Below are 14,149 nucleotides of genomic sequence, written 5' to 3'. Positions count from 1 at the left end.
GACAAGCAATAATAGGATTAACAAGCTAAATAAAAGTTGTTTAATTTTTCTATTTCTCATTTTTATTATAATAAAATGTTTTTTTGACTAAAATTCTATGAGGATTTACGTTTTTTCAGCCTCAACTTCATAATCTATCAATTTAAATGCATATTGAAGATGTAGCACCTGCTGTAGAGAAAAGTAATTTTTTAATATTTAATTTCGAAAAATCTTTTTTTTCCTCTGTGATTTTGATATATTGATTAGGCTGTACGTTTGTAAATATTTGTCTTTTACCGCTTTTTGGCCATATTATTTCAATTTGATCAATTACATTAGCTTGTCCAATTCCAATTTCCATTCTTAAAGCTGATGCTCCAAAACTTCCTCCTGAATTTAATATTCTGTATACTGATCTGCAAACGCCGTTTTCTTTGAAACTGACCTTTACTTTTGTTCCAATCGCAGAACGATTACTGTCTGTGCCCTCTAATTGTAACTTTATCCAACGGTTGTTATTTTGACCCGGGTTCAGGTATAAAGAATTATAGAAAGAATCTCCATTATAAGCACCTCCGACTTCTATAAAAATGTCAGTATCTCCATCATTATCTAAATCATTTAAAGCCACACCATGACCCTTTTGCAAATTTCCTACCCTGCCGGAAGTCGTAACATCAGCAAATTTGCCATTACCCATATTTCTAAATAATTTATTAGGTATTAGGGACTTATAATCAGGGTTTCCTGTACCAAGATACATATCCAGAAATCCATCATTATCTATATCACCAAAATTAGCCCCCATAGCAAACACCGTTTTACTTAAACCAGAAGCTTTTGATACATCTGTAAAAGTTCCGTCATGATTATTATGATAGAGATACATTTTACTGCTTTCATATGGTATTTTCAATGCATCCATTGCAATTTGACTAGCAACAGCACCATTAAACTCATAACCACAAACAAAAATATCCTGCCAGCCATCATTGTCATAATCCCAAAACCATGTTGGAAAAGTCATTACATTAATCCCTGCTAAACCTGCTTTATCTGTAACGTCGATAAATTGTGGAATGCCATTTTTTAGTCCGGTATTTTTCAATACTATTTTTCTTTTATTCATTCCGGAAAGAAATAAATCTATGTCACCATCATTATCGTAATCAGCAGATGTTACGCCTTTTATATAACTAATAACATCACATTTTGCCGCTTTGGCAACATTAGTAAATGTTCCGTCCTGATTATTCAAATACAGCTCAGAAGGGAAAATGTCATCATCTGATGACTCGTTACCAATAAATAAGTCCAGATAACCGTCATTGTTAAAATCATTCCAGGTGCCTGCCTGAGTAGGAAATTCAGAATACAAGCCGCTTTTAATCGTTACATCAGTAAAAGTTCCGTCACCATTGTTCTGTAACAAAGAGTTAGGCTGTCTTCCGAATTTACGCATCCAGGCACCTCTTAAAACAAAAATATCGGTATCGCCATCATTGTCATAATCAGCTTGTATCATATTTAGTCCTCCTTTGAAACGCCCTATTTGTGATGCTTTGGAATAGTCAATATATTTTCCTTTTTGATCATTTTGATAATAATGCATGACTCCATCCAGACTCCAGTCAGAAGTTACAATATCTAAATAATTATCATTGTTGAAATCATCGATAATGACTCCACCAGACATATTCCTGCTTTTTATGCCCACATTTGCGGCAACATCCACAAATGGTTTTACAGACTGTGTTGAATTTTCCTTATTTAGATTCGGTATCAGCCATTTTTCAGGAACATCAGAAGGATATCCGTCTATAGTCATGTAAGCAATATTCAGCAGCCATCTCGATTCATAATCATTAGGATTTATATCCAGTAATTTTTTATAAATTTCAATTGCTTTTTGAGAACCTTGACGTATAGTATGAATTCCACTTTTTTGTATTGGGATAATGCATGATTCCGGATTATGGTAATTAACGCAATTTTGTTTTTCTGCCAGTCTCATGTAAGCAATTGCTAAAAAATTTAATGACTGGGCGTTGTCTCTGCCATCAATTGCTTTTTGTCTTTTGATAGCGCTTTCCATAATTGAAACTGCTTCTGATTCTTTACCGAGCTTTAATAATGCATTTCCTTTATTTAATTCATAATATAATTTTAAATGACCTTCATAGGAATTTTTTATTATTGAATCAAGATAGAGGATTTCTGCATTTGTAGCAAATGGATTTTTTCTGACATCATACATTCTGTTTCTAGCCTCCAGAATCTTAATCATCTTGTCATTAGGATTAGAAAAATAGTCACAGGATTCTGCCAAAATAACGGTTGTAAGTAGCAATATGAAATGTTTAATTTTCATAATTAAAATATTTAGTTTGGATTGCTACTTGTCGAATTTTTTATTTCCTATATGAAAATTGTAAAATTTCCAGACTTCATGAGCCACATTTCTGCCCAGTTTAAGTCCTTCAACATTGTCTGCCTGGATGTGATAACCTCCCATCACTCTTGAAATCCCAGCCATATTAGCTGTTTCTGTGAATGTTGGAAATTTTAATACTACAGGTTTTCCAATGTTATTTGGTTCTGTCATAGAGCCTGGAGTTTCCCATGTTGCAGATTCTCCGAAAGTATCACTTCCGGTCCATAATTTTAATGCTTCGCCACAGCCTCCACTTATCGTACTGTGTCCCGAAACATAACCCGGAAAAGCAGGACATAAAAATATATCGGGCGAATAAGGTCTCCAGTCTTGTCCTTTCATTTCTATATTTCCAAAACCTGGACCGCCCCAGGCTTTTATATTTTGATCTTTATAATAGTGATGGACCAAAGCATAAGGGCGTGCAAAATCATAAAACATTTTTGTATCCCAACAGGCTATAAAACAATCCATAGCGGTTACCTGATTGTAAAAAAACATTTTGACATCCTGATCTAAAGTATGGTGATCACGTCTCGAAACATCCTGGGCAAATTTTAGCCAGTGTCCTGCCTGTTGTACCGATTTTGGTCCATCACGCATAAATTCTACCAGTGCTTTTTGTTCGTTGGTTAAATTATATTGTAAATCAAGTAGTTCTTTTACTTCATTTTTAAGTTGTTCTGAATCTAATAAAGGTGGGGGTACAGCACGAAACTGATCTCCTGATTTTAATCCGACAGGCTTAACTTTGTTCCAGAATGGAGTCGCACAGCCTGGTGCAAACTTACCGCCTTTTCCATCTGAAAAATATTTAGGCTGCCAATGAATAACATCGATCATTTCGTCTGGAGAATTGACAGGATTGTAATTTACATAATTAAAATAGGGAGTGCCGTTCGAACCATCTTCTTCTCCATATTGATTTGATCCGTCATGTTTTCTGGCTTCAATTACAGCTTTTGCAGCTAAATTTCCTATTCCCACTGGAGTTGTAGGATCTAATGATTTATCATTTGGATTCAGCCCTAATTTAACCATAAAGTCGATAAACAATTGTTTGTCTGAAAAATAATATTCGCATAACGCATTATAAGCAGCGTAGCTAATGGCAATCTCTTTATTTTTTAAAGTCTGTTCATTAGCGGGTCTTCTTTTTGTATCTTTTAAATAGACCGGAATGGCTTTTTGATCGTAACGGCTCCAGGCGTCAAAAACCGCAACAAATGTGAGTCCTAAGTAGCGGGAAGTAACTGTTGGTCTTGGTTTAAATCTGTCAGTATCATTACCTGTGGCAGTGATTGCAATTTGCGACCATTTATATGCCATATTGTTTTCTCCGGTAGGTTCTTTAATTTTATCTTTAGTTTGAGCCAATAGAGGAGTGGTTAAAATACTAAATAATAGTATTTTATATACTAGTTTGTGAATTTTCATTTTGGTGGTTTTATATGGTTTTTGATAGTTTTCTTTTCAATTAGTATTAATAATTGAGAGTTGATGTTAAACTTTAAATAAACGTTTCAATCTTAAGTAGAGACTAAGATGGAATTTCAGAGCATGATTATAATCAGGTCTGTTTTTATGTTTTTAACATCTGAAATACTATACCATATCGGGAGGAGGGTAGTTAGTAGTAAAATACCCGGAAAGGAGTTTTTCTTTTGGATTGTAAGAGTTTAAAGTAATAGTGTAAACTAATTTAGTTTTATTGGTCGTTAAATTAATTCTTTCATTAGGTATGTAATCCTGTATAAAGGATTTCATTAATTTTTTACTTGGATTTTCTTTATTTGAATCGGTATCAAATATTTGACTGTCTACAATTTTTTTTAAATCATTATTCAACATCTGACGATGAGAATTCTTTAGACAATATAATTTTAAAACGTTGTTTATAATTCTTTTCTTAAAGACATGATAGGTTTTATTTTCTATCACAAAATCTTCATTAGCTTCCTCAAAGCCAGAATCTACAACATATGCATAAGGATCAATTTTAATTTCAATTACTTCAAAATTGGAGTTGTCAGTTTTCTCCATAGCATTCACCCACACTTGCTGTTGTTGTTCAGCAAACATGATATAAAATCCTAAAACATTGTAAAACAACGTTAAGATTAAAAAAAGCGATGCAATTTTTTTCATATGAAATAAAAACGGCTCAGTGTTCTTGTATTATTTAATAATTGGTATTCTGTTTTTTTGCAATGATTAACTATGGTGTGTAAGTTTAAAAATATATTCAGGCAGATAATTATTTATATGTTTAGTAAATAAACAGCGCATTTAACATGCGCTGTTTATCAAAACACTAACTCAACCTAACTAACTTAAATCATTTAGTAACCAGGATTATTATCACTTGGTTTTATATTCGGATTAGAAGATGTTTCTCTGTTTGGTATTGGCCATAATTCACTTTTACCAACCTGAAAACCTTTACTTTTTAATAGAGGATCAGTACCTGCAATACCCCATCTTATAAGATCGTCAAAACGAACTTGCTCTCCAGCTAATTCTACCTTACGTTCGTGAATAATGGCTTTAAAAACATCATCTTTTGTTGCCGGGATATTAGTTGTTAAACCAGCTCTGTCCCTAACTTCTTTTATATAAGCTATCGCAGCAGTTTGTGAACCTCCTGTTCTTTGGTTTTCACATTCTGCTTTCATAAGCAATACATCTGAATAACGCATAACTTTAAAGTTAATACTTGATTGTTGTAATTCGGATGTTCTCTTGTAGTAATTCTGGTATTTTTTCCAGCCTGCTCTTCTACTACCATTACCAAAATTTGCAGCTGTCATAGTACTATTCCCCTTATTATATTTTGATCCAGGAACATAAAAAGTATCCCCGAAACGAAGATCGCCAGGTTCGTATTCATCTAACAAATCATCCGTTGGGCAGACATTGTACCAATCTAAATTTCCATATTCCTGACCTCTAAGTGTCGATTCAGCTTTTCCTTCTCCTGAAGTGTCACTACCCCATTTGTCACCTACTCCTAAAGCTTCATCATATTCAATCTCAAAAATAGATTCTGGACCATGCTCTGTTTCATCCATAAAATTATTATAGAATTGACCTTTTGGTTCTAATGTAAATCCAGTAACTTTATTAAAAGCGGCTAAAGCCTCATCATATTTCTTTTGATACAAAAGTACTTTTCCTAAATATGCATAGGCTGCTTCTTTAGTAGCTCTTCCTTTTTCTTCAACGTCTTTACTTAATAAGTTTTTTGAAGCAAAGTCAAGATCTTCTTCAATTAATTTATAAACTTCAGCTTTTGGACTTCTGGCTTTAGGAACAAGGGTTTGTTCTGTATAAATTGGCAAATCGCCAAAACGAGGTACTAATAAAAAATAATAATAGGCTCTCAAGAAATGAGCTTCTGCTAAAAATTTTTTCTTTTTTTCTTCTGATATAATTGAAGTTTGTAAAGCATTAATTTTTTCTTCATTATCCAACACAAAATTGGCTTTCGCTATTCCTAAATAGCAGGTATCCCAATAGTACTGAATAATATCACTACTTGCATCAAAACTAAAATTCCCAAATGGTTTTTTATTACCTTCTAATCCACCATTTCCTTGATTTTCTCCGGACATTAAGTCTAAAGCAAAGAAGATATGTCTTGCATAAAGTCCTCTCGTTTGTAAATTAGCATAGGCTGCATTTACAGAAGACTGTATCTGGCCTTCTGTTTTAAAGAAAGTTTCAGGTAGTAGGGCATTTGGATTAGATAATTCTAAGTCCTTAGTGTCGCATGAATTTATTGCAAAAATTGCAGACAATACCACAACTGTATATTTTATTTTTCTCATTATTTTAATATTAAAATGAAACATCAAAACCAAAAATTACTGATTTAGGCTGTGGGTATCTTCCTAAATCTATGCCAGCAGAATTTGCATTGCCATCTGTACGTGTTATTTCAGGATCTAAACCAGAATAATTCGTTATAGTCACCAAATTTTGTCCACTTACATAAAATCGTACTTTTGAAAAATACTTACTAAATGCATCTCCAGAGAATGTATATCCTATAGTAACATTTTTTAGTCGTGTAAATGAACCATCTTCAATATATCTCGTACTTGCAGACCCTGCATTTTGACTTACACCTACAGCTTTTGGTAGTGTTGCTGATGGATTTGAAACGACACCACCTGTAAGGGATCCAGGACCTCCACTACTATTAACAGTGCCACCTGTTATAATTGATCTATTCAAAACATCAGTACTTGCTCCAAATAGACGATCCATACTCTCTAAGTCAAATTTATTTGCATTAAAAATATCATTTCCCTGAACTCCCGATATGAAACAGTTGAAATCAAAATTTTTATAAGCAGCAGTAAGATTCAGACCGTATGTAAAGTCTGGATACGGATTTCCAATATCTGTTTTATCACTTGAGTTAATTACTTTATCACCATTACGATCTACAAATCTAATGTCACCCGGTTGTACAGAAGTCTGTGTGCTACCAAGAGCAGCAGTTACTTCTGCCTGGTTTTGATAAATCCCATTGGTTTGATAACCATAGAAATAAAATAATGGTTTACCTACTTCTAATCTTGAGAAGTTCTCTAAACCAGCACGAGGTACAGGGCCGCCTAAAACATTTGTAACTCCCGGAGCTAAAGCCGTAACTTCATTTTTACTAGTTCCAAGATTTGCTATTGCAGACCACGTAAAATCACCTTGTCTGTCATTATAACCTAACGAAACTTCAAAGCCTGATACTTTTACATCGGCAATATTTTGTATTTGAGTTCCTCCTTGAGCACCAAGAGAAGTAGCTAATGGTACTGCAAAAAGAATATCACTACTTTTATTGTTGAAATATTCAATCGATCCCGTAAATTTTTCATCAAATAAACCAAAATCCAAACCTATATTTCTGTCGTTTTTGGATTCCCATTGTAAATTTGGATTAGGGGCAGCACCTGCAGTTGTTCCTAAAGCAGCAGATCCGGCAATAGGGTATGTATAGTTTGTATTTAATGCTGAAGCATATCTGTAGTCTTCAATTTTATCATTACCAGTTGTACCAATTGTTCCTCTAAGCTTTAGGGTACTAAAAATAGAGCCTGCCATAAAACTTTCTTTTGCTACATTCCAACCTACAGCTACAGAATAGAAATTACCAAAACGTTTATTGGACCCAAAACGTGAAGAACCATCTCGGCGTCCTGAAACAGCGAATAAATATTTTTCATTATAATCATAGTTGATACGAGCAACATACCCTAAGTTATTAGTTTCATAATTAGCCGATGTTAAAGTTGGATCGGTGATGCTCAACTGATCAATATCATTTGAAATATAATTACGGCTACCAGCTGTTACATTCCGATTCTTACTCTCAATTTTAGTTATAACCCCTAATACTTCAATATTATGTTTCTCTGCAATAGTAGTTTTATAAGTTAAACTATTATCAAAAACAATGGTTTGGCCTTGAGTGTTAATCTCTGCAGTTGAAGAATAGTTTTGAAAATTTGTACCTTCATAAAACCCTGGTATAAACGTATGATCTCTATTTTGATAATAATCTAAAGAAACTTGTGATCTGTATTTTAGTCCTTTGTAAAGTTCCAATTCAGCAAAAATATTTCCTATTATAGAGGTTCCAATGATTTCCTGATACCCATTATTAGCAACGCGTACTGGGTTTTCGGCATCATTTGTTCCATCAATATCTTTAATTACACCTTCATAGCCACCTACATTATTAGCATTGTAAACAGGGATATAGGGAGCCATTTTGATTGCATGCTCTAATAACGTTCTACCTCCTGAAGAACGTTCTGGATTTGTTTTGTTAAAGGATACCCCAATACTGCTACCTACAGTTAATTTTCCAATGTTTTGGGTATTATTTGATCTGAAAGAATAGCGTTCGAAGCCCGTTCCAATAATAGATCCTTCTTGTTTTAAATATCCCGCAGAATAACGGCTTGTAGAATTTTCTGTTCCATTAGAGAAACTCAAATTGTAATCCTGCATCAGACCTGTCTGAAAAATTTCGTCCTGCCAATTTGTATTTACATTACCAAATTGAGCAGCTCTTGCCGCCAAATCCTGATTAAAAGCTTCTTTAGCATACTTAAGATATTGTTGCGTATTTAGAACATCATATCTTTTGGTAACTGTTTGAAAACCTACATAAGAACTAAAATTCAGCTGACCGGGACCTTTTTTCCCTTTTTTAGTAGTTACCATAATTACTCCATTAAAAGCTTTTGAACCATATAAAGCAGTTGTAGAAGCATCTTTTAGTACAGACATGGATTCAATATCACTTGGATTTAATCCTGATAAGTTACCCACTAAAACTCCATCAACTACATATAAAGGAGAGTCATTATTCATTGTAGCAATACCACGAATATTAACTGTTGGGCTTGAACCCGGTGCACCATTGGTAACTGTAACACCGGCTGCCCTACCTTGTAAAGCCGATTCAGCATTAGTAATAGGCACTGCTACAATATCTTTTGAATTAACCGTTGAAACAGCTCCGGTAACTTTAGTTCTCTTTTGAGTACCGTAAGCTACAACAACTTCATTTAAGGTTTGTGTTGATTCTGCTAATTTGATATTAATAACAGTCTGTTCTCCAACTGTGACTGTTTGTGAAGTTAATCCAACGTAGGAAAATGTTATTTTGTCTGTCGCACTTACTCCTTGTAATGCGTAGTTACCATCAAAATCAGTTGATGCACTATTTTTGGATCCTTGTACATTAATACTGGCACCAGGCAATGGAACCCCGGAAGGATCCGTAACGACACCTTTTATGGTTTTAGTTTGTGCCATCACATTCTGAGTGCTAACTATAAGCAATGCGATTATTGCAAATTTCAATTTTAACATCATAGTTAATTGGTTTTTTTGTTTAGTTAAATAATTGTTCGGTTGTAAAATTTGTTATTGTATTGAATGCTGTTTTCTGTTCTTTAAAATTTTAGGAATAGTAAATAATATGTTTTCTCAATTTTATATTTTCAAATCATATTTTTTATTGTTCGATTTTTTTATTTTAAATGGTATTCAATAAATAATTGGTTTTCATTTCATGCTTTAAATTTGTTTTAATTGTTAGTAATTATTTTTAGTTATTTGATAATTGTTAAACCCAAAAATATCACCTTAACATAAATTTCACATATCACAAATGATGCAAAAACTATCAAATTTGTAGCATAAGATGTACAAAACCAGTAAAATCAACATTTACAGATGGTTTCATGTAAGGAAATGTAACTTAGAAATTATTAATATTTTTATATTATTTTTTTAGTATCAGAAAAAATAAAAGATATTTTTTTTGTATTTGATAATACTGAAAAATAAAAATGTAAGAGAAAAATTAGAAAGAAATCAATTTTATTTAGGTAGGAATGACTAGAATGATTTAGTTAAAAAATTTATATAATTGAATATTCTAAACAAAAAAAGCTGTCCTTTTGAGACAGCCACTTTTTAAATGTTTTAATTTTTATTGTTTGTTATTATGTGTTGGTAGATATCCGTATTTTTCTTTATAGCATTTTGTGAAATAGGAAGGAGAACTAAAGCCAACCTTGTAACTAATCTCAGTTATATTATCATTGCCCAGTTCTATTAGTTCTTTTGCTTTTTCTAAACGTACGTTTCGTATAAATTCATTTACAGATACACCCGTTAGCGTTTTAATTTTTCGATACAACTGACTTCTGCTCAAAAATACTTTCGAAGCCAAAACTTCAACGCTTAGTTCGGGTTCACTAATGTTTTCATTAATGTAATTCAGTGTGTTTTTTATAAATTCGTTATCTAAGGTAGTTGTTTTTTCTTTTGCTTTTGGCGTAATTCCGTTGTAGAATTTGTTAAACATAATCTGTCTGCTGTTGATTAATTGTACCAGACTTGACCTCAAAATATCCATATCAAAGGGTTTACTCAGGTACATATCTGCACCAGAATCAATACCTTCTAATTTATCTTTAATCAGAGCTTTAGCAGAAAGCATCATTAACGGAATATGACTTGTTTTTAAATTGGACTTAATATTTTTGCACAATTCCAGGCCACTCATTACAGGCATAATTACATCTGTTAAAATTAAGTCGGGCAATTTTTGCAAAGCTAATTCCAAACCAACCTGACCGTTTTCAGCGACTAAAACTTTATATTCTTTTTTGAGTTCGTTTTTTAAATAATTTCGAAGTTCTACATTGTCTTCAACAATCAAAATAGTATAAATCCGATCTTGCTTTTCCGGATCATCTTGTAATTGCTCTTCTGTTTTTTCAATTACTGGTGTATAGCTTATTCTTTTTTCTTTTTTATATTCCTCTAATGATATTTCGTTCTCATTAAAAAAATCTTTTCCAACAGGAAATATTAGTTTGAAAGTTGTGCCAACTCCCAATTCACTTTCGACTTCAATTATTCCCTTATGTAGTTCCACAAATCCGCGTACAACTTCTAATCCTATTCCGGTACTTCCATAATAGGCCTTGTTTAAGTTGTTGACCTGATAAAAACGGTCAAATATTTTCTTAATATCTTTTTTGTCAAGTCCCGCGCCGTTATCTTCCACAATAATTTCAAATGAAGGATAAGTGTCGGTGGAATTGATCATCGGGAAATTTATAAATTCCTCATTCACCACTATTTTTACCTTTATTTTTCCATTATCAGCAGTAACCTTGAAAGCATTTGAGACTACATTAAAAATAATTTTCTCGAACATTTTAGGGTCTATCCAGTCTTTTAAAGATGTTTTGTTGGACTCAAACTGCAGATGAATACCCCTGCTTGATGCTTCTTCATCAAAATAACTTACGATTTCTTTTGTAAAGCTTATAACTTCAATAAACTGAAGCTTAATCGTCATTTGATTAAACTGCAATTGGTTGAAATCCATTAACTCATTGATTAATCTCGAAAGCCTGTCTGAACTTTTTTGAATAGTTTTCAATTTAATGACAACACCTTCAGGTAATTCCGTACTGTTATTTTTTATTATATCTCCTAATGGATTTAAAATTAAAGTAAGCGGAGTCCTGAACTCATGTGATATATTGGTAAAGAATTGTAATTTTTTATTATTTAATTTTTCGATTTGAATCGCTTTTTTCTGTTCAAACTCTATCATTTGTTTTTGTTTAAAACGATTTTGATAGTATTGATTTGCAAAATGGACTGCAGCAAATAATAATAAGGAATAAAACAGATAAGCAAAAGATGTTTTCCACCAGGGCGGTAAAATTTCAATTTTCAATTCTAATGGTTTTTGGTTCCAAACTCCATTTTTCTCTGATGCTTTGACTTTGAAAACATAATTGCCTGGCGCTAAGTTAGTGTAAGTGGCAGAACGTTTACTACCAACATAATTCCATGAATCTTCAAATCCCTCTAAATAATAAGCAAATTCATTTCTGGCAGGAAAAGAATAATTTATAGCAATGAAATCAATTGTAAATACAGACTGATCATGTTTAAGGATTATTTTTTTTGTTTCGGATAATACTTTAATCAGGGGTGAATTTTTTTCTAGTGGCGCTACTGACTTGTTAAAAAGTTTTAAATCAGTCAGGTAAATTGGAAGCTGTTTTTTGCTTCTGACTAAACTTGCAGGGTCAAAGTAATTTACGCCTTCGTAGCTTCCAAAATAAAGCAGTCCATTTTTATCTTTTAGTACAGAATTATTATTAAAGTCGTTTCCAAGCAATCCGTCATGTGTAGAATAATTGAGTGAAATTTTGTTTTTTAAATCAAGTTTGGTAATTCCTTTTTTTCCACTTATCCAAATAGATCCGTCATTCGATTCAGAAATGGATGAAATAGATTTTTCATGCAGTCCTTTGAAATTAATATACCATTTTAATACATCTGTTTTTTTATTGTAGCTAAATAGTCCGGCACCATCAGTACCAATCCAGATTTCTTTGTTGCTGGCTTGATATAAGGTGTTGATAGTATGCGTACTTTTATGATTTTTAAGCTTTTCAGACATTTTATTCCGAAAAGAAGTTACTGAAAAAGTGACAAAATCATCCGTATTAACTTTGTAGAGACCTGTTGTTGAACCCACCCAAACAGCATTGTCAGAATCAGCAATGACTTTTCTGATATCTAAATTAGTCAGGCCATTTGTGTAAAATGGTTTAGAGTCGCAATGGTGAAATTTACCATCTGATGGGGTATAATAATGAAGCCCTTTCGCAAAAGTACCTATCCAGATAATACCTCTGGAATCCTGAGCAATACTCATAATATTGTCTGAAGTTAAACCAGGAGTATTTTTTGTATTGTAATTAATAAAATTTCTGCTCCCTTTTTTTAAAACAAAAATGCCCTCATTCCAGCTTGATAACCAAATGTCCTGATTTTTATCTATAAATACGTTTGTGATGTTGTCATTGGTTAATCCTGAATACAGGCTGGTATCAGATTTGGTAATATGTCTAAAAAGTTTAGTTTTCGGATTATAAACATCAACACCGCCGCCTTCCATAGAAATCCATAACTGGCCTTCACTATCCTTTGCAATACCGGTAACACAACTAGTTTGTAATGATTGGGGATTTCCCGGTAGACTTTCAATAATATTTACTTTGCTGTTTATCTTATCAAAAATGCCAAGGCCTTTGTTGTAATAACCCAGCCAGATTCTTTTTTCTTTATCCAAAAATAATGACCAGACAGAATTTGAGCTTAAGCTGCGGCTATTGAATTTGCTGTTGACATATTTTTTCTGGATATCGCCCTTATCATCTACAATAATTAGCCCATCGTTTTCTGTGGCACACAAAATAGTTTTAGGGTCTGTTGCCAGTATAGACATAATTCTTTTCGTGGTTATGGGATACAATATAGCTTGTTTGGTCTTCTGATTTAAGTCTACTTTTACAAGTCCTTTATAACCATTACCAATCCATAAATTTTGTTTACTGTCAATGCACATCGATACTAAAGACCCTTTAAGCAGTTGATCGGCATAGTTGATTTTAACGTTTTTGATTTTATTTCTTATTGGATTAACTACTTTCAGACCAAAATTAGTTCCTAAATAGATCGTACCATTTTTATCTTTTGCAAGACAATTAATAAGGCAATTTTCTGAATTTGGGATGTCCAGTTTTATTGAAGTAATTTTTCGGGTATTTGTATTTAGTTTTAAAAGGCCGCCATTAAATGTTCCCAAAAAAAGATTTCCATTACTATCTTCTACAATACTTTTAACAGAAATTACCGTTTTGTTTCCGGTTTTCTTTTGAATTTCAATATTCTCAAAAGTATTCAAATTTCTGTTATACAGGCATAAACCTTCGTCTGTACCCACCCACAATCGGTTGTGTTTATCTACGTAAACAACATAAATTAAATTGCTATTAATAGAATTGGTTATTTTAGAGTTTTGCTCGTAAGCCACATAGTTAACTCCATCGAATTTGTATAGACCAGCTCCGTTTGTGCCAATCCAGATAACTCCGGACTGATCTTGTGCAATGGTGTAAATGCCGCTCTTGGAAGTTTCTTTACTTACGAGTCTAAACTGGTAGTTTTCAAATGTATTTTGAGAAAACAAACAATGAATTGTAAAGAATAAGATGACACAGATTCTAAAACATTTTTGTGGAAGCATTTATATTATGATTAATGAAATTAGAATTAAATATATACTATTTTAATTGAAAACCAACTATTTGTTTTTTTTAGGATTCA

6 protein-coding genes are annotated in these 14,149 nt (G+C 32.7%); all 6 read right to left on the bottom strand.

What is annotated here, in order from left to right:
* Positions 1-142 precede the first annotated feature (142 nt).
* The 6 genes from OZP09_RS04135 to OZP09_RS04110 all read right to left on the bottom strand — a co-directional run bounded on the left by OZP09_RS04135 (position 143) and on the right by OZP09_RS04110 (position 14,069).
* Positions 143-2,353, bottom strand: a complete 2,211-nt coding sequence (locus OZP09_RS04135) for a CRTAC1 family protein (protein WP_281310335.1) — start codon at positions 2,351-2,353, stop codon at positions 143-145.
* 24 nt (positions 2,354-2,377) lie between these two features.
* A complete protein-coding gene (locus tag OZP09_RS04130; RefSeq protein WP_281310334.1) occupies positions 2,378-3,853 on the bottom strand; it encodes a vanadium-dependent haloperoxidase in 1,476 nt (491 codons plus the stop codon).
* 168 nt (positions 3,854-4,021) lie between these two features.
* Entirely contained in the window at positions 4,022-4,564 is a 543-nt protein-coding gene (locus OZP09_RS04125) for a hypothetical protein (RefSeq protein WP_269236663.1), read from the bottom strand.
* A 194-nt stretch (positions 4,565-4,758) separates the two neighbouring features.
* Complete coding sequence (locus OZP09_RS04120) at positions 4,759-6,246, bottom strand: RagB/SusD family nutrient uptake outer membrane protein (RefSeq protein ID WP_223680522.1); 1,488 nt, start codon at positions 6,244-6,246, stop codon at positions 4,759-4,761.
* Positions 6,247-6,256: 10 nt separating this feature from the next.
* Positions 6,257-9,307 carry a SusC/RagA family TonB-linked outer membrane protein gene (locus OZP09_RS04115; protein ID WP_269237807.1) on the bottom strand — a complete coding sequence of 1,017 codons (3,051 nt, stop codon included), beginning with the start codon at positions 9,305-9,307 and terminating at the stop codon, positions 6,257-6,259.
* A gap of 625 nt (positions 9,308-9,932) precedes the next feature.
* Positions 9,933-14,069: a hybrid sensor histidine kinase/response regulator transcription factor gene (locus OZP09_RS04110; protein ID WP_281310333.1), complete on the bottom strand. Its 4,137-nt coding sequence runs from the start codon at positions 14,067-14,069 to the stop codon at positions 9,933-9,935.
* Positions 14,070-14,149: the final 80 nt, after the last annotated feature.

This window comes from Flavobacterium flavigenum, assembly GCF_027111255.2.
Classification (GTDB): Bacteria; Bacteroidota; Bacteroidia; order Flavobacteriales; family Flavobacteriaceae; genus Flavobacterium; species Flavobacterium flavigenum.
This window is presented reverse-complemented; position numbering and strand designations above follow the sequence as displayed.